20 protein-coding genes and 2 tRNA genes are annotated in these 19,903 nt (G+C 62.2%); 14 read left to right on the plus strand and 8 right to left on the minus strand.

What is annotated here, in order from left to right:
- Positions 1-273 precede the first annotated feature (273 nt).
- The 9 genes from Q8R75_RS17290 (at position 274) to Q8R75_RS17330 (ending at position 7,324) form a co-directional block, all read left to right on the plus strand.
- Complete coding sequence (locus Q8R75_RS17290; protein WP_305663807.1) at positions 274-1,608, plus strand: tyrosine-type recombinase/integrase; 1,335 nt, start codon at positions 274-276, stop codon at positions 1,606-1,608.
- Between the two features lie 53 nt (positions 1,609-1,661).
- Complete coding sequence (locus tag Q8R75_RS17295; protein ID WP_305611653.1) at positions 1,662-1,871, plus strand: hypothetical protein; 210 nt, start codon at positions 1,662-1,664, stop codon at positions 1,869-1,871.
- A 48-nt stretch (positions 1,872-1,919) separates the two neighbouring features.
- Complete coding sequence (locus Q8R75_RS17300; RefSeq protein WP_305611654.1) at positions 1,920-2,609, plus strand: hypothetical protein; 690 nt, start codon at positions 1,920-1,922, stop codon at positions 2,607-2,609.
- A 146-nt stretch (positions 2,610-2,755) separates the two neighbouring features.
- Complete coding sequence (locus Q8R75_RS17305; RefSeq protein ID WP_305611655.1) at positions 2,756-2,983, plus strand: helix-turn-helix domain-containing protein; 228 nt, start codon at positions 2,756-2,758, stop codon at positions 2,981-2,983.
- Positions 2,984-3,261: 278 nt separating this feature from the next.
- Positions 3,262-3,579: a hypothetical protein gene (locus tag Q8R75_RS17310; protein WP_305611657.1), complete on the plus strand. Its 318-nt coding sequence runs from the start codon at positions 3,262-3,264 to the stop codon at positions 3,577-3,579.
- A complete protein-coding gene (locus Q8R75_RS17315) occupies positions 3,572-4,813 on the plus strand; it encodes an AAA family ATPase (protein WP_305611659.1) in 1,242 nt (413 codons plus the stop codon). The genes Q8R75_RS17310 and Q8R75_RS17315 overlap by 8 nt, the downstream gene beginning before the upstream one ends.
- The gene (locus Q8R75_RS17320) at positions 4,810-5,292 is read left to right on the plus strand and encodes a hypothetical protein (RefSeq protein ID WP_305611660.1); all 483 of its coding nucleotides are present in this window, start codon (positions 4,810-4,812) and stop codon (positions 5,290-5,292) included. Before Q8R75_RS17315 ends, Q8R75_RS17320 begins: the two co-directional genes overlap by 4 nt.
- Positions 5,289-5,939: a hypothetical protein gene (locus Q8R75_RS17325; protein WP_305611661.1), complete on the plus strand. Its 651-nt coding sequence runs from the start codon at positions 5,289-5,291 to the stop codon at positions 5,937-5,939. The genes Q8R75_RS17320 and Q8R75_RS17325 overlap by 4 nt, the downstream gene beginning before the upstream one ends.
- Positions 5,940-6,196: 257 nt before the next feature.
- A complete protein-coding gene (locus tag Q8R75_RS17330) occupies positions 6,197-7,324 on the plus strand; it encodes a DUF3466 family protein (RefSeq protein WP_305611662.1) in 1,128 nt (375 codons plus the stop codon).
- A gap of 189 nt (positions 7,325-7,513) precedes the next feature.
- Here Q8R75_RS17330 and Q8R75_RS17335 read toward each other — a convergent pair.
- The 8 genes from Q8R75_RS17335 to Q8R75_RS17370 form a co-directional block, all read right to left on the minus strand.
- Positions 7,514-7,589, minus strand: a tRNA-Thr gene (locus tag Q8R75_RS17335).
- Between the two features lie 90 nt (positions 7,590-7,679).
- Positions 7,680-8,105 carry a Fur family transcriptional regulator gene (locus Q8R75_RS17340; RefSeq protein WP_305611663.1) on the minus strand — a complete coding sequence of 142 codons (426 nt, stop codon included), beginning with the start codon at positions 8,103-8,105 and terminating at the stop codon, positions 7,680-7,682.
- 49 nt (positions 8,106-8,154) lie between these two features.
- On the minus strand, positions 8,155-9,081 hold the full coding sequence (ispH, locus tag Q8R75_RS17345; protein ID WP_305663808.1) for a 4-hydroxy-3-methylbut-2-enyl diphosphate reductase: 927 nt from the start codon (positions 9,079-9,081) through the stop codon (positions 8,155-8,157).
- Positions 9,082-9,091: 10 nt separating this feature from the next.
- Positions 9,092-9,532 carry an FKBP-type peptidyl-prolyl cis-trans isomerase gene (locus Q8R75_RS17350; RefSeq protein WP_305626580.1) on the minus strand — a complete coding sequence of 147 codons (441 nt, stop codon included), beginning with the start codon at positions 9,530-9,532 and terminating at the stop codon, positions 9,092-9,094.
- Complete coding sequence (lspA, locus tag Q8R75_RS17355; RefSeq protein WP_305611886.1) at positions 9,529-10,023, minus strand: signal peptidase II; 495 nt, start codon at positions 10,021-10,023, stop codon at positions 9,529-9,531. The genes Q8R75_RS17350 and lspA overlap by 4 nt, the downstream gene beginning before the upstream one ends.
- 5 nt (positions 10,024-10,028) lie before the next feature.
- The gene (gene ileS / locus Q8R75_RS17360; RefSeq protein WP_305611887.1) at positions 10,029-12,866 is read right to left on the minus strand and encodes an isoleucine--tRNA ligase; all 2,838 of its coding nucleotides are present in this window, start codon (positions 12,864-12,866) and stop codon (positions 10,029-10,031) included.
- Between the two features lie 9 nt (positions 12,867-12,875).
- Positions 12,876-13,808 (minus strand): bifunctional riboflavin kinase/FAD synthetase, encoded by a 933-nt coding sequence (locus Q8R75_RS17365; protein WP_305611889.1) that lies wholly within the window; start codon positions 13,806-13,808, stop codon positions 12,876-12,878.
- 48 nt (positions 13,809-13,856) lie between these two features.
- Positions 13,857-13,941 (minus strand) — tRNA-Leu (locus tag Q8R75_RS17370).
- 104 nt (positions 13,942-14,045) lie between these two features.
- On the opposite strand from Q8R75_RS17370, the gene queA reads away from it, so the two are divergent.
- The 5 genes from queA to secF all read left to right on the plus strand — a co-directional run bounded on the left by queA (position 14,046) and on the right by secF (position 19,497).
- Positions 14,046-15,098: a tRNA preQ1(34) S-adenosylmethionine ribosyltransferase-isomerase QueA gene (queA, locus tag Q8R75_RS17375; RefSeq protein WP_305611890.1), complete on the plus strand. Its 1,053-nt coding sequence runs from the start codon at positions 14,046-14,048 to the stop codon at positions 15,096-15,098.
- Positions 15,088-16,197, plus strand: coding sequence for a tRNA guanosine(34) transglycosylase Tgt (gene tgt / locus Q8R75_RS17380; RefSeq protein ID WP_305611891.1), 1,110 nt, complete (start codon positions 15,088-15,090; stop codon positions 16,195-16,197). Before queA ends, tgt begins: the two co-directional genes overlap by 11 nt.
- Positions 16,198-16,276: 79 nt before the next feature.
- Positions 16,277-16,603, plus strand: a complete 327-nt coding sequence (gene yajC / locus Q8R75_RS17385) for a preprotein translocase subunit YajC (protein ID WP_305611896.1) — start codon at positions 16,277-16,279, stop codon at positions 16,601-16,603.
- Positions 16,604-16,675: 72 nt separating this feature from the next.
- Complete coding sequence (secD, locus tag Q8R75_RS17390; protein WP_305611898.1) at positions 16,676-18,526, plus strand: protein translocase subunit SecD; 1,851 nt, start codon at positions 16,676-16,678, stop codon at positions 18,524-18,526.
- 32 nt (positions 18,527-18,558) lie between these two features.
- On the plus strand, positions 18,559-19,497 hold the full coding sequence (secF, locus tag Q8R75_RS17395; protein ID WP_305611899.1) for a protein translocase subunit SecF: 939 nt from the start codon (positions 18,559-18,561) through the stop codon (positions 19,495-19,497).
- Positions 19,498-19,903: the final 406 nt, after the last annotated feature.

Genomic DNA, 19,903 nt, shown 5'->3' on the forward strand with positions numbered 1-19,903 from the left:
AAGGCCAGTTCCGGGGAACTGGCCTGTCTGTTTGATTCTACTGGTGCCGCTGGCCGGAATCGAACTGGCGACCTTCGCATTACGAATTAGAAGGTACCACAAAACCCTCGCATTAACGAACCTTACTTTTCCTTTACCTATAAAGGATTTGCATCCATACTGACCTTAACGGGCTAGCGTGAAAAACACCGAAATTTGATAGCCCGTGCTAGCCCGGTGCTAGACCGATCAGATTGAGGTGCGACGATGGCAAGGCAGAAACTCAGCAAGACGTTGATTCTGGAAACGCCCCTGCCCGACGTCGGCAAGCGCACTACCTTGTACGACACAGAGGTTGTGAAGCTGGCAGTGCGCATCACGCACACCGGCGCACGCACCTTCTATGTGGTGAAGCGGACCGGCGCATCGATGGCGTGGGTGAAACTTGGCGACCTGACCGACATGACGGTCGAAAAGGCGCGGATCGAGGCCGGCAAGGTATTGGGCGAATTCGCCAGCGGCGCCAACCCAGCGAAAGCACGGCGCGCCATCCGTGAAGAACTGACCTTCGCAAAAGCCTTTGACGAGTTGCTGACGCACAAGCGCAAGCGCAACGGCACGCCGCTGTCTGAGCACACAAAGCGCGACTATCAGGACGTCCTGCGCCTTTACCTTGCCCCGATTACCGGCAAGAAGCTGTCGGAGATTTCCCGGACTGACGTGAAGGCAATCCATCGCAAGGCGAGCAAGACAAGCGCAGCGCAAGCGGACCGGGCTGTCGCCATCGTGTCGTCGGTGTTCACTTTCATGCTCGACCAAGAGCTATTCAGCGGGACCAACCCGGCAAGCCGGATTCAGAAGAACCTGCCAGCCGAGCGCGACCGCTTCGTTCAAGCGGACGAACTGCCGGCGCTCTTCGGAGCAATCGCCCAGTCGTCGCAACGCGATTACTTCCTGTTGTCCCTGCTGACCGGCGCGCGTCGGTCCAATGTGCAGGCGATGGCATGGAAGGACGTCGACATGGACGGCGCTGTGTGGCGGATCGGCAAGACCAAGAACGGCACGCCGCAGAACGTCACCCTATCCCCTGAAGCACTGGCGGTGCTCAGATTGCGGGCAGAAGCCGGCAACGATTCGCCGTTCGTGTTTCCCGGCGCTGGCGAGACTGGACACCTCGTTGAACCGAAGAAGGCATGGGACACATGCAAGCGCGCCGCAAGCTTCATTCGACTACTCGACGCGCTACAGGCCGCAGGCGTACTTGACGACGAAAAGCGGGCCGCTGCCGATGAACTGGCGTTGAAGAACCTGACGAAAGCCGAACGCACGTATCAGGCACAAGCCAAGGCCGCGAAGATCAACCCGGACGATTACACGATGCGTGACCTGCGCATTCACGATCTGCGGCGCACGCTTGGAAGCTGGCAGGCAAAGACCGGCGCATCGCTTTCAATTATCGGCAAGAGCTTGAACCACAAGACGCACCAAGCGACCGCGATCTATGCCCGACTCGACCTTGATCCGGTGCGGCAGTCGGTGAATACGGCCACGTCAGCCATGATGGAAGCGGCCGGGCTGAAGGATGGCGCAGAGGTTGTGTCGATCAAGAATGGCAAGACCGCTGCCTGACGGTTTCAGGCGAGTGCGGGCCAAAGCGTGCCCCAGCATCGGAAGGAATACGCATGGAAATGATCAACCAGTCGCCGGCACTTGTGCTGCGCTGGCTACTTGGACTTGAGCTTGGCGGGAAGCTGGATGGCCTTACAGCCGTTGTGACCACAACGGACGGCGACGTTAGATACATCGCTTTGCGTAACGCCTTCCCGCCGCCGCGCGTCTTGGAGAGCAAGGACGCGGCGCATTCGCAGTCTGTCGGAACCGTTACGGACTAAAAGAGCAGCACGCCGCGCCTACTCCGCCGGGAGGAACACCGGGAACCCTTGCCCGGCTGGCGCGGCACCCTCACAGGGGAGCGCGAAAGGGGCGCTGTGATCGAAACGACTTTCATGCACGTTGATGCCGCTGCAACGGCATTAAGCACAGACGTGCGGACACTTCTGCAGGCGGCGGCGGAAAAACGGATTTGGTTATATGGTTTGTCGGCTGAACTCCGGGAGACGATCACCTTCTATGAAGGCGATGTTGTCCGGCACCTGGGGGCAACACGCATCATCGAGTACATACCGCTCAGTTTTGAGAGCGTCCTAAGACTTCAAGCAACCGGAGAGACCGGACCGATTTCATGGGCCGGGCCGCTCGACGCATTAGATGGAAACGAGTACTGGCTGCTGGAGGACCTAAAGGAAAGGCCCCTTGCTTCGATCTCGTTATCCAGAGTCTTTGTTCGCCGCAAGGACATTCAAGAGATAGTCAACGGGGCAGCGACGCCGCCTGTAGAACAGCCAGACAAGGAAGGCTTGTCGTTTTTTTCAGATGACCTTGTATTGATGATCCGAGCGGCACATGCGTACTGGAAAAACGCCTGCAGGGACGACCCAAGTACGCAACACATTAACCCCGAGGTAGCCGCGTGGCTTGAACAGCGCGGCATGTCGAAGGGCAAAGCAAAATACGCCGCATCGCTCATTCGTCCGTCGTGGGCGCACAACGGGCGCAAACCAGAATCATAAAAGGCACACCCTAAAACGATTGCGCAGCAAGGCTTTCAGGAACGTTTAACCCTTAAGGGTTAAACCCTTTCTCTGTTTCGTCATGTCGCTTTTCTTCACTGTTCGCATCCATACGGCACCCTAGCCGGGACACATGGATGCGAACGATGACGACTGAAAACCTTGCAGCACTGCTCAAGCGCGGCGCCGATCTGCTCGACGACAAAGCCGCTGCCGATCTGCTCGACGTGTCACCCGGCACGCTCTCTGTCTGGCGCTCTACCGGGCGTTACAACCTGCCCTTCCTGAAGGTGGGCCGCAAAGTCCGCTACCGGCGTACTGACCTGCTCGCGTGGCTGGAAAGCCGCACCCGCGAAAACGGCGCTACGGCGTAAGGGGGCTACGTGGACAAGAAAAAGAGCCGCACCGCAAAGCAGTACAGCCCCAAACAAGACACCCCGAATCATACCGATCCGCTGATCGGCTGGCACTCACTGGGCAAGCAGAGCCGTACCCGAGCGCCGAAGCGCGGATGGTCGCGGAAAGGCGGTGCGAAATGAGCGCAGAGACCTTGCTGTCGCGTCTGGACAAGGTAAGGCGCACTGGGCCGGGGCGATGGGTGGCGCGATGTCCTGCACACGATGACCGCGGGCCGTCTCTGTCCGTACGCGAGTTGGAAGACGGCCGCGCGCTGCTGAAATGCTTCGCTGGTTGCACGGTGCATGAAGTCGTCCAGGCTGTCGGGCTGTCTCTGTCCGATCTGTTCCCCGAGAAACTGAGCAACGAGGCGCACGCCATCAAGGGCGAGCGGCGCCCGTTCCCGGCTGCTGACGTGCTTCGCTGTATCGCATTTGAAGCCCTTGTCGTGCTGACAGCGGGCGCGGCATTGCTGGCCGGGCAACCCTTCAGCGATGCGGACCGCGCGCGCCTTGTGGTGGCTGTGGGGCGCATACAGGCGGCACTCGATGCGGGAGGGCTGACGCATGGCTAACGGTGCAATCGAGCGTGGCGCGAGCTTCCTTGATGACGTCGCGGCAAAACGGATAGCGGATGCGATGGATGCGCAAGCGCAACCCAGCGAGGTCGGCTTGATCTGCGCGACCGACCTTAAGCCAGAGGCTATTTCATGGCTGTGGGGCGGGTGGCTAGCGGCGGGAAAGATGCATGTATTAGGCGGCGCACCGGGCACCGGCAAGACAACGATCTCCATGGGCTTGGCTGCGACGGTGACGACTGGCGGGCGCTGGCCGGATGGGACTCGGGCAACTGCCGGAAACGTGTTGATCTGGAGCGGCGAAGATGATCCGGCGGACACGCTGATTCCACGACTCGCACTGTCGGGCGCCGATCTGTCCCGCGCCTATTTCATTGCCGACATCCGGGAAGGCAACGAGCGGCGATCCTTTGACCCAGCCCGAGACATGGAAGCGCTACGGCGAAAGGTGGCGGACATCGGCGGCGTGCGCCTGCTGATCGTTGATCCGGTGGTATCCGCGATAGCCGGTGACAGTCACAAGAACGCAGAGGTGCGGCGAGGCTTGCAACCGCTTGTCGATCTGGCCAGCTCTATGCGCTGCGCCTTGTTGGGAATCACGCACTTTTCCAAAGGGACGGGAGGGCGCGACCCCGTGGAAAGGCTGACCGGAAGCTTGGCATTCGGGGCGCTTGCACGGGTGGTAATGGTGGCGGCAAAGCACCAGACGGAAGGCGAGGACGGCCGCACCGTGCGGCTTTTCTGCCGGGCTAAATCCAACATCGGACCGGATGACGGCGGCTTCGAATACGACTTGCACCAAGCGGAACTGGATGCGCATCCGGGCGTATTCGCATCGTCTGTCCTGTGGGGTGACGCGGTAGAAGGTGCTGCGCGCGAACTGCTAGCGACGGCGGACGCCACAGGCGACGACAGCGAAGGCGGCACACTGGCTGATGCAAAGCGATTCCTTGCTGATCTGCTGGCAGACGGACCTATTCCGGCCAAGGCAATAAGGGCGGATGCTGACGGTGCGGGTTATTCCTGGGCCACGATTCGAAGGGCGAAAGAAGCGCTCCATATCGAACCGGTGAAGCAAGGCATGAAGGGCGGCTGGGTATGGCGTATGCCTTGGCAGGAATCCGCGAAGGTGCTCAAGAATTCTGAAGATGCTCAACAAAAAGAGGTGAGCACCTTCGAAGAATCTGAGCACCTTCAGACGCTATCGGACGGGGTCGAGGTGGAGATATGAACCCGGCGGCGATCATCCGAGAGGCACGGGCGGACGGGGTATGTCTTGAACTGGGCAAGCCGGGAACGATCAAGGCGACTGGCGAGGCAGACGCTGTGAATCGCTGGCTTGCTGTGATCCGCGAACACAAGGCGGACATCATTGAAGCCCTGAACGATGCCAAGACGGAACCGATAGTCGCGACTCGCTGGCGCTTGAAGTTCGCCAAAGGCGAGCTGCTGGAAGTTTCCTACTGTCCGCCAGCAACCAGTGCATACGCACTCGAACGCTACCCGCACGCCATCGATGCGGAGCCGATCCCGGAGCGACCGCGACGTGTAGCGACGGAAGCTGAAGCGCGGGAACTGCGCGGGCTGATTGAAGCCGTCTATGGCGGCGAAACGGACGACGACCGGGCAGATGCTTTAGCCGAAGCATTAAACGACCCAGCAGGCGCGCTGCGCTGCTACCGGGCAATTCTGAAAGCGAGGAACACATGACCACCAAGAACACACGCAAGCCGGCCGGCAAGCGCACGGCTGTTGCGACGTTTCCCGATGCGACCGACAGGGAGAAGGCGGACGCTATCGCCAAGTTTGCGACACGGCCTAGCGTGAATGCTGCGGCGGTTGTGGAAGCCTTCGGCGCTCCGACCTATGGCGAACTGGACATGGGCGCGCTGACGGATCGGCTTCTGGATCGCATCGAGCAGATGAAGGCCGGCGACATGAGTGAGGCCGAAGGGATGTTGCTAGGGCAGGCACACGCGCTGCAATCCATCTTTGTGAATCTGTCGCGCCGGACCGTGAAGCAGGAATATCTGAAGCAATGGGAAACCTACATGCGCATGGCGTTGAAGGCGCAGAACCAGTGCCGGATGACACTCGAAACGCTGTCGACATTGAAGAACCCGCCCGTCGTGTTCGCCAAGCAGGCCAACATCAACAACGGCGGGCAGCAGCAGGTGAACAACGGCACCGGACCAATCGAGCGACGAAACGCGCGCGCGCGCGAAACCGAAACCGAGCAAACCGAACTATTGGAGGCACCACATGGGCAAAGGCTGGACACCCGAGCGCCGGGCACGGCAGGCGGCGCTGATCCGCACATGGAAGCCGTGGGAGCAATCGACCGGACCGCGAACTGATGAAGGAAAGACGCGGACGGCGCGTAATGGGTACATGGGCGGAGCGCGGGAAAAGCTGCGCGAGTTAGGTCGATTGTTGAACGAACAGGCAGACCTATTGAAGCGGGCATAGGGCAGCCACGACACACCCACAGCTGACAGCAGATCGAATTCACCTTCCCGGCTCCGTCCTCACACGTAGCGTGATGCATGCGACGCGTGGTAATTTGCTTTGATCAAGCTAGGTCAAAGTGCATTACGACTGGTTAAGGAAGCTCATGAGTACGCGCATCTGTTTGATTGCATCAGCCCTTCTTGCATCTGGCTTCACTCCCAGCGCAACCGACGCCGCCCCGCTTTCCTATACGTTCACTCGTCTTGGAACTCTTGGCGGGACCTACAGCTATGCGAGAGACATCAACGATGCTGGCGTGGTTGTAGGTTTAGCCTCTAAGCCCTTTAGCGGTAATTCATCCGTCTATTCCGCGTTCATCTGGAACGACTCAACCATGACCGAACTTGGCACACTCGGCGGAACGCAGAGTCTGGCGTCGTCCATTAACAATTCCGGGCAAGTAGTTGGCTGGGCGAACGTTCCAGGGGATTTAACAAACCACGCCGTTATCTGGAACGGCGGCGTCGTTACCGACCTCAACCCTGCTGGCTCGTATGGAAGCGCTGCTAACTCAATAAATGACGCTGGCCAGATTGTTGGATATCAGGACTCCGGCGCAACCATATGGAATGACGGCGTCCCAAGCCGATTAGGTGGCATAGGTAACATTTCGGATGGCGTGTCGAGCGAAGCCTATGACATCAATCAATCTGGGCAGATAGTTGGCCGTGAATCCGACGGCAGTGGATACCAAGTGACGTTTTGGGACGGAAGCGAGATTGCGATTCTTTCAAAAAGTGGCTACGCCAGTTCTCTAAACAACCTTGGCCAAGTCGTCGGCGTCTCTTTCGGAGTTACAGCGGGCGGTCGTGTTGGAAATCCCGCGACGATCTGGACTGGATCGGAAACAATTTATCTGGGTTTTTTGGGCGGCGATCATAGCGAAGGCTTCGACATAAACGACCACGGCCAAGTAGTGGGTTATGGATGGACACCTGGCAATTTTGTCCAACACGCCTTCATTTGGGATGATGGCGTCATGACAGACCTAAACGACGTTGTCGATGACTCGATCAAAGAGCAAGGCTGGGTTTTGAATCGGGCTCTTGCGATAAACAACAATGGCTGGATTGTTGGTGATGCGTCTAACAGTCTCACGGGTGAGATTCACGCTTTTTTGCTTGCAGCTAATCCAGTCCCTGAACCAAAGACCTACGCCATGGTTTTGATTGGACTCGGACTTATTGGCGCCGTGGCTCGACGCAGCGAACAGGCACGTCTGTCGGTCTAACTACGTGTGGAGCGTCGCGCAGTTTGCGGGATATCTCCGGGCGCAGGGCGGTAGCGGAAACCCCAAGCAATTGATCAACGGTCAGCGCTTCCACGCTCAAGTGATGAAAAATCAAGGCGTCGCGCTAGCCCCGCGCTAGCCCAACAAAAAGACCAACCCCAAGAGGTTGGCCTATCTGTTTGTTTCTTATGGTGCCGCTGGCCGGAATCGAACTGGCGACCTTCGCATTACGAATGCGCTGCTCTACCAACTGAGCTACAGCGGCGAAAAAGAGCGCGCATGTTAGCCGTTGGCACGACTCAAATCAATGAGAACCTGCACGCAACGGGGAAGAATGCACGGATCGGCGTTGCCGTCACACGGCAGCGCCTGACGGTCGCATGCGGACAACGATATCCATGCCATCGGCGACCATCCCCGGCGGCAGCGACGGCATGCCGTCAACGCGCAGAACGTGCTGCGGAATGTCGGTCAGGCAGCCGGTCACGATGTCATAGAGGTGGTGGTGCGGATCGGTGTTCGGATCGAAGAACACCTTGGTCGGATCGACGATGACCTCGCGGATCAATCCGGAATCACGCAGTAGCTTCAGCGTGTTGTAGACCGTCGCCTTCGAAGCGGACGAGGAGGTTTCGTTCACCATCCCCAGGATCTGGTCCGCCGAAAGATGCTCCATGCGGGAAAACAGTACGCAGGCGATGTCTACCCGCGGCTGCGTGAGATTGACGCCGTGCTTGCGCAGCAGATCTATCGTTTGTTCGCGGTTCAACGTGGTTTTCATGGTTCCCAGTATATGTAAGCGTGCCCGTCTGCGCCAATCAACGGGTGTGTCACCCCTGCACCAGTTCTCTCGGAAGCGGAAAGTTGACGTTTTCCGGCGCGCCTTCGAGCATACGCACCGAGCCGGCGCCGAGTTCGCGCAGCCGTGCCACGACTTCATCGACCAGCACTTCCGGTGCCGACGCCCCGGCGGTCACGCCGACGCGCTTGCGACCGGCCAGCCAGGACGGGTCAATCTGCGTCGCGTTGTCGATCAGATAGGCCGGCACGCCGAATTGTTGCGCCACCTCGCGCAAGCGATTCGAATTTGAGCTGTTCGGTGAGCCCACCACCAGCACCAGATCGCTGCGCGGCGCCATGAATTTGACGGCATCCTGCCGGTTCTGCGTCGCGTAGCAGATGTCGTCGCGCTTCGGGCCGACGATGTCGGGGAAGCGCGCCCGCAGCGCCTCGACAATGACTTCTGCGTCGTCCACCGACAAGGTGGTCTGCGTGACATAGGCAAGCTTGCCGGCGTCCTTGACGCTCAGCAAGGCGACATCGGCAACGGTTTCGACCAGATACATGCCGCCATCCGTCTGACCCATCGTCCCTTCGACTTCCGGATGCCCCTTGTGCCCGATCATGACGATTTCGCGACCGGCATCGCGCATCTTGGCCACTTCGACGTGCACCTTGGTCACCAGCGGGCAGGTCGCGTCGCACCCGCGCAGGCCGCGCGCCGACGCGTCGTGGCGCACCGCCTGTGGCACACCGTGCGCGCTGAAGATGAGCGTGGCGCCCTCGGGCACCAGTTCGAGGTCATCGATGAAGATCGCACCCTTGGCGCGCAGGCTGTCGACGACAAACTTGTTGTGCACCACTTCGTGCCGCACATAGATCGGGGCACCGTACTGCTCAAGTGCCCGTTCGACGATTGCTATTGCGCGCTCGACGCCGGCACAGAAGCCGCGCGGATTGGCCAGCAGTATTTCCATGTTCCCTCCGTCAGAGGACGCCGATGATCTGCACCTCAAAGCTTACGGCCCGCCCTGCCAGCGGATGGTTGAAATCGATCAGCGCCGACTTTTCATCCACCTCTTTCACCAGGCCGGGAAACTTGTTGCCGTCCTCTCCCATGAATTCGACGATGGAATTCACCGCCAGTTCGACATCGTCCGGCAGGTCGGCACGCGCAAAACGCTCGACCAGATCGTCCGTATGGTCACCGAACACCTCGCCGGCTTCCAGCTCGAACACCTCACGATCGCCGACCGCCAGGCCGACCAGACAGATTTCGAGTGCCGGCGCCAATTCACCGCGCCCCAGTTGCAGGGTCGCAGGCCGGGAATCGAAGGTGCTGACCCGTACCACGGCCCTGTCGTTCTCCGGCACGGCCATGCGGTAGTGCAGGGTCACCAGGCTGTCCGGCTTGATCTTGTCACTCATGCTTGCTTCTCCGCACGGGCGGCGCGCGACACCAGCCAGAACTGATCGATCAGCATCAGTACGACACCCGCAGTGATGGCCGAATCGGCCACGTTGAACGCCGGAAAGCCATGGCTCCCGGCATGAAAATACAGAAAATCAACGACCGCTCCCAGCACCACGCGGTCGATCAGGTTGCCGATGGCGCCACCGAGGATCAACGCCAGCCCCAGCGGCAGCACGATCTGGGTGACATGGCGGCGCATCAATGCGATGAGCCAGACGGACACCGCCGACGTCAATACGATGAAAAACCAGCGCTGCCAGCCGGAATGATCGGCCAGAAAGCTGAATGCGGCGCCCGGGTTGTACACCAACACCAGATCGAAGTAGGACGTCACCGACCAGCTCTGGCCGTACGACAACCATCCGGTGATCAGGTATTTGGTCAGTTGGTCCGCGCCCACAACCACCAGGGCAATGGCCAACCAGCCGGCAAGGCGTGCATTCATCGTGGTCAGGCGTGGCTGCGCATTTCACCTTCGCCATGCAGATTGCTGTCGCAACGGCCGCACAGTTCGGGGTGCTCGGGGTTGCTGCCGACATCGGCGCGATAGTGCCAGCAGCGTCCGCACTTGACTTGCGCGCTTGCCGCTGCGCTGACGCCCTGTTCCGCGTCCGATTCGACCTTGATCAGCGTCGCCCCGGAGGTGATGAGCACGAAGCGCAGATCGTCGCCGAGGGCCGCAAGATCGTCGAAGGTCGCACCCGCGGCGCGCACTTCGACGTCGGCCTGCAGCGACGAGCCGATGCCGCCTTCGGCACGCAGCGTTTCGAGCACGCGCGCCGATTGGGCACGCAGTGCGCGGATGCGCCCCCAGCTTTCCATCAGGGCAGCTTCATCGGCCTGCATCGGAAGCGCATTCCACGTGGTCAGCATGACGCTGTCGAGGTTTGCCGCATACGGGCCGTTCTTGCCTGCTTCGGCCAGCACGGTCCAGATCTCTTCCGCCGTGAAAGGCATGATCGGCGCCATCAGGCGCACCAGGGTCTGCGTGATGTGCCACAGCGCGCCCTGCGCCGAGCGGCGGGCGAGCGAACCGGGCGCTGTCGTGTAAAGCCGGTCCTTCAGGATGTCGAGGTAGAAACCGCCGAGGTCTTCCGACGCGAAGTGCTGCAGCGCCTGCACGATCTTGTGAAATTCGAAGGCGAGGTAGTCGTTTCCGACCCGTTCCTGCAGGTCGCGCGTCAGTGCCAATGCGTAGCGGTCGATGGTGAGCCACTTGGCCACCGGCAGCTTGTGCGCAACCGGATCGTAGTCGGCGATGTTGGCGAGCAGGAAACGCACGGTATTGCGCAGCCGACGGTAGGTTTCCACCACGCGGTCGAGGATTTCCTTCGAAATCGACAATTCGCCGGAATAGTCGGCCGACGCGAGCCACAGCCGCAGGATTTCGATGCCCAGCTTGTTGCCGACTTCCTGCGGCTCGATGCCGTTGCCGGCAGACTTGCTCATCTTGTGACCGTTGGCATCGACCGTGAAGCCGTGCGTCAGCAGCGCGCGATACGGGGCGTGGCCGTCCAGCGCACAACCGGTGAGCAGCGAGGACTGGAACCAGCCACGGTGCTGGTCGGAGCCTTCGAGATAAAGGTCGGCAACCGGGCCACCGTCGCCGCGCCGGCCGTCCTGGTGCGAGCCGCGGAGCACGTGCCAGTGCGTCGTGCCGGAATCGAACCACACATCGAGCGTGTCGGTCAGCTTGTCGTAATGCGCCGCGTCATCGCCCAGCAGCTCGGCAGGATCGAGGTTGAACCAGGCATCGACGCCTTCGCGTTCGACCCGCAGCGCGACCTGTTCCATCAGGTCGGGCGTATCCGGGTGCATCTGGCCGGTTTCCTTGTGCAGGAAGAACGGAATCGGCACCCCCCAGTTGCGCTGGCGCGAAATGCACCAGTCGGGACGCTTGGCGATCATCGCCGCCAGCCGTTCCTTGCCCCATTCCGGATAGAAAGCAGTGGCTTCGACCGCCGCTGCTGCGCATTCGCGCAGCGTGTACGACTCCGGCTGGCGGATATCCATGCCGACGAAGAACTGCGCCGTGGCGCGGTAGATGACCGGCGTCTTGTGGCGCCAGCAGTGCATGTAGCTGTGCGTGATCTTTTCATGCGACAGCAGCGCGCCGGCCTTGGCGATCGTGTCGATGATGACCGGATTCGCCTTCCAGATGTGCATGCCGCCGAACAGCGGCAGGGCGTCGATATAGACGCCATTGGCCTGCACCGGTCCGAATACCTCTTCGGTCGCCAGACCATGCGCCGTCCAGGTCTGGAAGTCTTCGACACCGTAGGCCGGCGCGCAATGAACGATGCCGGTACCCGCGTCGAGCCCGACATAGCTGGCAACCAGCACCGGCACGTCGCGCACATAGAACGGGTGCTGGAACAGCAGATCCGCCAGTGCCGTCCCCTGCGCGGTGGCGATCACGTCGCCTTCAAGCTTGAAGCGCGCCAGACAGCTGTCGACCAGGTCGCGCGCGACAATGACGTGTCCGTTCGCGGTGCGCACCAGTGCGTAGGTGTGCTCGCCATTCACGTTCAGCGCCTGGTTGGCCGGAATGGTCCACGGCGTGGTGGTCCAGATGACGGCCTGCACCTTGCCGGCCGGCAGCGCGTCGAGTCCGAAGGCATCCGCCAGCATCTGGCGACAGGCATCGGCAATCTGGAACCCCACATCGACCGCCGGACTGCCCTTGTCCTGATACTCGACTTCGGCTTCGGCCAGTGCCGAACCGCAGTCGAAACACCAATTCACCGGCTTCAGGCCGCGATACACCCAGCCCTTCGTAACCATTTCCTTCAGCGCACGGATTTCGCCCGCCTCGTTCTGGAAATCCATCGTGCGATAGGGACGATCCCAGTCGGCCAGCACGCCCAGCCGCACAAAGCCCTTTTTCTGCAGCTCGACCTGCTCGGCGGCATAGGCACGCGCAAGCTTGCGCACCTCGGCCGGCGGCAACGACTTGCCGTGCGCCTTCTCGATCTGGTGTTCGATCGGCAGGCCGTGACAGTCCCAGCCCGGAATGAAAGACGCGTCGAAACCATGCAGCGTCATCGAGCGGACGATGATGTCCTTCAATATCTTGTTGACCGCGTGGCCGAGGTGGATGTCGCCATTGGCGTACGGTGGGCCGTCATGCAGCACGAACTGCGGCCGGCCCGCAGACTGCTTGCGGATGCGCTGATAGAGCTTGCTGTCCTGCCACTGCTTCACCCAGCCAGGCTCACGTTTCGGCAGGTCGCCGCGCATCGGGAACGGCGTGTCGGGTAGGTTCAGCGTCGAGCGGTAATCAGCCATGTTCAGCCTTCAGAGAGTGTGTACAGCAAACCAGTGGCGGATATCGACCACGTCCTTCGCGATTGCCTCGCGCAGTGCATCCAGTCCTTCATAGCGCACCTCGTCACGCATCTTGTGCCGGAAGCGCACCGACACGCGACGGTCGTACAGGTCGACCGTGCGGTCCAGCAGGTGGACCTCGCAGGTCGGCCGCAAGCCGTCGGCGATGGTCGGCCGGACGCCCACACTGGCCGCGCCCTGTGCACCGAGCAAGCCGGCACCGGTGACGGTGACCGCGAATATTCCGGACAGCGGCAGCGAACGCTGCCTGATCTGCACGTTCGCGGTCGGAAAACCGAGTTCGCGACCGATTTTCTGCCCGTGCTCGACGCGCCCGCTGATTTCGTAGGGGCGCCCGAGCAATGCTTCGGCACGCGCCAGATCACCGTGTTCCAGCGCCCCGCGCACCGCGGAACTGGATACCCGCTCGCCATTGACCGCAATCGTGGCCATGGCCGCCAGTGAAAAGCCGTGCAGCTCGCCGGCCACGCGCAGGCGCTCGAAATCACCTTCCCGCCCCCGCCCGAAACGGAAGTCGTCGCCGATGATGAGGTGACGCACGCCAAGACCGCGCACCAGCAGATCCTCGATGAAAGCCTCGGCGCTCAGTGCCGCAAACCGCGCATTGAAACGACACACGTAAACCCTGTCCACCCCGGCTTCGGCAAACAGTTCGAGTTTCTCGCGCAGACTGGTCAGCCGGGTCGGCCGTCGCTCATGACTGAAGAACTCGCGCGGATGCGGCTCGAAGGTCATTACCGCCGCCGGCAGACGGTCTTCGCGCGCACGCGAAACGAGCTGAGCAAGCAGGGCCTGATGGCCCAGATGCACGCCGTCGAAGTTACCGATGGTCAGGACGACCGGCGCATCGGCCGCAGAAGGGATTGCGCGAAAGACCTGCACGGATCAAAAAGCGCCCGAAAAATCGCGCGATTATAGCTTGGCGCTTGTTGGTGCCGGGAGGGGGACTCGAACCCCCACACCTTGCGGCGGCGGATTTTGAATCCGCTGCGTCTACCGATTCCGCCATCCCGGCAGGGAAGAGCGGCGGATTATGCGTGTCGGGCCGGTCGCTGCGCAAGCCTGACGGACGCTACAATTGTCGGCTTTGCCTTTCAGGCCGACCTTGTGCCGCTTTCCGTGCTCTCCCTGTCCGACTTCGATTACGACCTGCCCGACGACCTGATCGCCCAGGCTCCGCTGCCCGAGCGCAGCGCCAGTCGCCTGCTGGTCGTCGGGCCAGCGACGCTGACCGACAGCCGCATCCGCGAGTTGCCCCGGTGGCTGGAACCGGGCGACCTGCTGGTGTTCAACGACACCCGCGTGATGCATGCCCGGCTGTACGGAACGAAGGACAGCGGTGGCCGCATCGAAGTGCTGATCGAACGGCTGACCGGCGAGCGCGAGGCGCTGGCGCAGGTCCGCGCCAGCAAGACGCCGCGCGCCGGCAGCCGGCTGCGCATGGAAGACGCCTTCGATTTCGAGGTGCTCGGACGCGACGGCGAATTTTTCTGTCTGCGCAGCACGGATGCCACGCCGCTGGCCGCACTGCTGGAACGCCACGGGCGATTGCCCTTGCCACCGTACATCGAGCGCGCCGCCGCCGAGGCGGACGAACAGCGCTATCAAACCGTCTATGCGCGGGAAACCGGTTCGGTCGCGGCACCCACGGCGGGTCTGCATTTCGACGACGCGCTGCTCGACGCGGTCGGCGCGCGCGGCGTGCGGCAGGCGCATGTCACGCTGCACGTCGGCGCCGGCACCTTCCAGCCAGTGCGCAGCGACAATCTGGCGGAACACCGCATGCACAGCGAACAGTTCCTGCTGTCGGCCGACACGGCACAGGCCATTGCCGAAACGAAGTCGGCCGGCGGACGGGTGATCGCGGTCGGCACCACCAGCCTGCGCTGCCTCGAATCGGCGGCAGCCGCCTGCGCGCCCGGGCCCCTCGCCGCCTGCAGCGGTGACACCCGCCTGTTCATCACGCCGGGCTATGATTTTCGCGTGATCGATGGACTGCTGACCAATTTCCACCTGCCGAAGTCAACCTTGCTGATGCTGGTGTCGGCGCTGGCCGGCCGGCAGCGCATGCGTGCCGCCTATGCACACGCGGTCGCGCAGCGCTACCGCTTCTTCAGCTACGGCGACGCGATGTTCATTCCGGCGCGCATGAAAGACACCGATGAAGTTTGATCTGCTCGCGCGCGACGGTCTTGCCCGGCGCGGCCGTCTGACCCTCGCCCACGGCACGGTCGACACGCCCGTGTTCATGCCGGTCGGCACCTACGGCACGGTCAAGGGCATGGATCCGGCGGAGCTGAAGGACATGGGCGCGAAAATCGTGCTCGGCAACACCTTTCACCTGTGGCTGCGCCCGGGCACCGACGTCATCCGCAAGCACGGCGGCCTGCACCGTTTCATGGGCTGGGACCGGCCGATACTGACCGATTCGGGCGGCTTCCAGGTGTTTTCGCTCGACGCGCTGCGCAAGATCAGCGAGGACGGTGTGCGCTTCTCCAGCCCGATCAACGGCGACAAACTGCTGCTGACGCCGGAGGAGTCGATGCGCATCCAGCACGACCTGAATTCCGACGTGGTGATGATTTTCGACGAGTGCACGCCCTACCCGGCCGATCTCGATCAGGCGGCGACTTCGATGCGGCTCAGCCTGCGCTGGGCGCAGCGCTCGCGTGACGCGCACGACGCGCTGGGCAATGCGAATGCGCTGTTCGGCATCGTCCAGGGCGGCATGCATGAAACGCTGCGTGACGAATCCCTGGCGGCGCTGGCCGGCATCGGCTTCGACGGCTACGCCATCGGCGGCCTGTCGGTCGGTGAACCCAAGGACGACATGCAGCGCATCCTCGCGCACACCGCGCCGAAACTGCCCGAACACGCCCCGCATTACCTGATGGGCGTGGGCACACCGGAAGACCTGATCAATGCGATCGCGCACGGCATCGACATGTTCGACTGCGTGATGCCCACCCGCAATGCGCGCAACGGCTGGCTGTTTACCCGCTATGGCGACATCAAGCTGAAGAACGCGCGCTACAAGGACGACACCGGCCCGGTCGACCCGTCCTGCGAGTGCCACACCTGCACTCACTACACTCGTGCCTACCTGCACCACCTGCACCGCTGCAACGAAATGCTGGGCGCACGTCTGAATACGCTGCACAACCTGCACTTCTACCAGCAGTTCACGCGCGAGTCGCGCGAGGCGATAGAAACCGGCCGTTACGCGCCCTGGTCGGCCACCTTTCTCGCCGACCGGCAGCGCGGAGTGTGAGCAAATCTGTCGGCCCGGGACGGTCCGGGCCCGGCTGATATACTCGCGCGCTTTACCAATCGCGCAAACGGAGTTCAACGTGTTCATTTCCCCCGCTTACGCTCAGGCCGCAGGCTCCGCCGACCCCACCGGTGGCCTGATGGGACTGCTGCCCATCCTGCTGATGTTCGTCGTCCTGTGGTTCCTGATGATCCGCCCGCAGATGAAACGCGCGAAGGAACACAAGGCGCTGATTGAAGCGCTGACCAAGGGCGACGAAGTGGTCACCCAGGGCGGCATGGCCGGCCGCATCACCAAGGTCGGCGACAACTTCATCAGCGTCGAGCTGGCGCCGAATGTCGAAGTCGCCGTGCAGCGGCAGGCGATCGCCACGGTGCTGCCCAAGGGCACGCTGAAGGCACTCTGATCCCGCGCTGATCCGTCCGGCCGTGGCCGGCGGACGCGCTGCCAGCCCTCCACTCCTCATTCAGAATCCGCAATGAACCGCTATCCGATCTGGAAAAACGCGCTGGTGATCGTGGCGCTGATACTTGGCCTGGTCTACACACTGCCGAACTTCTTCGGCGAGGCGCCGGCCGTGCAGGTATCGACCGCGCGCACCGGCGTGCAGATCGACGCTGCCCTGATGACGCAGGTCGAATCGACGCTGAAGGACGCCGCCATTGCACATACGGGTCTGACGCTGGACACCACCGGCGTCCGCGTGCGCCTGGCCGACACCGACACCCAGCTGAAGACGCGCGACGTGCTTGAACGGGCACTCAATCCGGATCCGGCCGACGGCAAGTACGTGGTGGCGCTGAACCTGCTGTCGAAGTCACCCGACTGGCTGCGTTCTGTTGGCGCACTGCCGATGTATCTCGGCCTCGATCTGCGCGGCGGCGTGCACTTCCTGCTGCAGGTCGACATGCAGGGCGCGATCGTGAAGCGGCTGGATTCGATGTCATCCGACCTGCGCACGCAGCTGCGCGAAAAGAACATCCGCCACGGCGGCATTTCGCGTGAGGGCAACACCATCGTTCTGCGTTTCCGCGACACGGCCGGTCGCGATGCCGCGCGCAGCGCGGCTGAAAAGGCGCTGCCCGAAATGGTGTGGACGCCGGGGCAATCCGGTGCCGACTATCTTTACACCGGTCGCATGAGCGAACTGGCAGAGACGGAGCTGCGGGAATCGGCCATCAAGCAGAACATCCTGACGCTGCAGAAGCGCGTGAACGAACTGGGCGTGGCCGAGCCCATCATCCAGCAGCAGGGCGCCGACCGCATCGTCGTACAGTTGCCCGGCGTGCAGGACGTGGCCAAGGCGAAAGACCTGATCGGCCGCACCGCCACGCTGGAAGTTCGCCTGGTCGATCAGGAGGCGATGACCAGCGGCAACATGGAAGGGCTGGAGGTCTATCCGGAGAATTCGCGCAGCGGCGGCGTTTCGAACGTGCCGGTGAAGAAGCAGGTCATCCTGACCGGCGAACGCTTCGAAACCGCCCAGGCCTCGTTCGACGATTCGAACCGCCCGGCCGTGGCGGTGAAGCTCGACGCGACCGGCGGCCGCATCATGCGCACGGTCACGCGCGAAAACCTGAAGAAACTGATGGTCATCCTGCTGTTCGAAAAGGGTCGCGGCGAGGCGATTTCGGTCGCCACGATCCAGGGTGAATTCGGAGACCGCTTCCAGATCACCGGCCAGTTTTCGCCGCAGGAAACGAACACGCTGGCCATCCTGATCCGCTCGGGTGCGCTCGCGGCACCGATGGAAATCATCGAGGAACGGGTCATCGGGCCGTCGCTCGGCGCCGAGAACATCGAAAAGGGTTTCGATTCGACGCTGTGGGGCTTCGTGGCGATCGCCGTGTTCATGATCTTCTACTACGCGGTGTTCGGCTTCATCTCGACCACTGCGCTGGCGGCCAACCTGCTGTTCCTGATCGCGCTGCTGTCGCTGCTGCAGGCGACGCTGACGCTACCGGGCATCGCCGCCATCGCGCTGACACTGGGCATGGCGATCGACGCCAACGTGCTGATCAACGAGCGCATCCGCGAAGAGCTGCGCAACGGTGTCACGCCGCAGGCGGCGATCGCTGCCGGCTACGAGCGCGCCTGGGCAACCATTCTCGATTCGAACATCACGACGCTGATCGCCGGCATTGCGCTGCTCGTGTTCGGCTCAGGACCGGTGCGCGGCTTTGCCGTCGTGCATTGCCTGGGCATCCTGACTTCGATGTTCAGCGCAGTTGTCGTGTCGCGCGCCATCGTCAACATGGTGTACGGACGGGCCCGCAAGCTGGAAAAAGTGTCGATCGGCACCGTCTGGAAACCGGGCGCCAACCTCTGAGCCGCCTCGCCACCAAGGAAATCTGAACAGTCATGGAATTCTTCCGCATCCGGCGCGACATCCCCTTCATGCGCAAGGCGCTGGTGTTCAACGTCATTTCGCTTGTCACCTTCCTGCTTGCCGTGTTCTTCCTGGCCACGCGCGGCCTGCACCTGTCGGTGGAATTCACCGGCGGCACCCTGATGGAAATTTCATACAGCGAAGCCGCCGACCTGCAGGGCGTGCGCAAGGCACTGACCGACAGTGGCTTCAGCGAACCGCAGGTGCAGAACTTCGGCACCGCGCGCGACGTGCTGATCCGGCTGCCGCTGGTCAAGGACGTCGACTCCGCAAAGGTCAGCCAGCAGGTGATCGCCACGCTCAGCGTCGGCGACGGTCCGAAGCCTGAATTGCGACGTGTCGAATACGTCGGCCCGCAGATCGGCAAGGAACTGGCGGAAGATGGCGCGCTGGCGCTGATGTTCGTCATCTGCGGCATCATGGCTTACTTGGCCATGCGCTTCGAATGGCGCTACGCCGTATCGGCCATCATCGCCAACCTGCATGACGTGGTGATCATCCTCGGCTTCTTCGCCGCCTTCCAGTGGGAGTTCTCGCTGCCGGTGCTGGCGGCTGTGCTGGCCGTGCTGGGTTATTCGGTGAATGAGTCGGTCGTGGTGTTCGACCGCGTGCGCGAGGTTTTCCGCAACGCCCGCAAGCGCACGCTGTCAGTCGCCGAAGTCATGGACAACGCCATCACCAGCACCATTTCACGCACCATCATCACGCACGGTTCGACCCAGATGATGGTGCTGTCGATGCTGCTGTTCGGCGGCGAGGCGCTGCACTACTTCGCGGTCGCGCTGACCATCGGCATCTGTTTCGGCATCTACTCGTCGGTACTGGTCGCCTGCCCGCTGGCCATGTGGCTGGGTGTCAAGCGCGAACAGCTGATCAAACCGCCGAAGCGCAAGGACGAAGCGGTGGTCTGAATCGCCTAGCGGCCGCGTGACGAGCGCGGTCGGGGGCACGACCCGGTCTGCGTTCGAAGACTGCTGCACTGATTCGACCCGAGCATGTTGGGCATCGCTGCGCTCACCCCAACCTACGGGTTGGGTCACGCAGGGTAGCGCCGCGTCAAGCCGCGCTTCGGGGGGTGTTCGCGTCGGGCATCACTGCGCTGAGCCAGGCAGCAGGCGTCCGGCAGGTAGGTTGGGTTGGGTCACGCAGGGCAGTGCCGCGTCAAGCCAGGCTTCGGCGGGTGTTCGCGTCTGGCATCACTACGGTGAGCCTGGCTGCGGGCGTCCGGCAGGTAGGTTGGGGTGAGCGCAGCGACGCCCAACAACTGCCCCAAATCCACGTGACTGCCTTGGCGGATGTATGCCATCCGCTGCAGAA

The organism is Methyloversatilis sp. (genome assembly GCF_030696805.1).
Lineage (GTDB): Bacteria > Pseudomonadota > Gammaproteobacteria > Burkholderiales > Rhodocyclaceae > Methyloversatilis.

Coding starts and splice junctions, on each gene's coding strand:
- Q8R75_RS17295 (WP_305611653.1), top strand. CDS start 1,662: ATGGAAATGATCAACCAGTCGCCGGCACTTGTGCTGCGCTGGCTACTT.
- Q8R75_RS17305 (WP_305611655.1), top strand. CDS start 2,756: ATGACGACTGAAAACCTTGCAGCACTGCTCAAGCGCGGCGCCGATCTG.
- Q8R75_RS17315 (WP_305611659.1), top strand. CDS start 3,572: ATGGCTAACGGTGCAATCGAGCGTGGCGCGAGCTTCCTTGATGACGTC.
- Q8R75_RS17320 (WP_305611660.1), top strand. CDS start 4,810: ATGAACCCGGCGGCGATCATCCGAGAGGCACGGGCGGACGGGGTATGT.
- Q8R75_RS17325 (WP_305611661.1), top strand. CDS start 5,289: ATGACCACCAAGAACACACGCAAGCCGGCCGGCAAGCGCACGGCTGTT.
- Q8R75_RS17330 (WP_305611662.1), top strand. CDS start 6,197: ATGAGTACGCGCATCTGTTTGATTGCATCAGCCCTTCTTGCATCTGGC.
- Q8R75_RS17340 (WP_305611663.1), bottom strand. CDS start 8,105: ATGAAAACCACGTTGAACCGCGAACAAACGATAGATCTGCTGCGCAAG.
- ispH (WP_305663808.1), bottom strand. CDS start 9,081: ATGGAAATACTGCTGGCCAATCCGCGCGGCTTCTGTGCCGGCGTCGAG.
- Q8R75_RS17350 (WP_305626580.1), bottom strand. CDS start 9,532: ATGAGTGACAAGATCAAGCCGGACAGCCTGGTGACCCTGCACTACCGC.
- lspA (WP_305611886.1), bottom strand. CDS start 10,023: ATGAATGCACGCCTTGCCGGCTGGTTGGCCATTGCCCTGGTGGTTGTG.
- ileS (WP_305611887.1), bottom strand. CDS start 12,866: ATGGCTGATTACCGCTCGACGCTGAACCTACCCGACACGCCGTTCCCG.
- tgt (WP_305611891.1), top strand. CDS start 15,088: ATGAAGTTTGATCTGCTCGCGCGCGACGGTCTTGCCCGGCGCGGCCGT.
- secD (WP_305611898.1), top strand. CDS start 16,676: ATGAACCGCTATCCGATCTGGAAAAACGCGCTGGTGATCGTGGCGCTG.
- secF (WP_305611899.1), top strand. CDS start 18,559: ATGGAATTCTTCCGCATCCGGCGCGACATCCCCTTCATGCGCAAGGCG.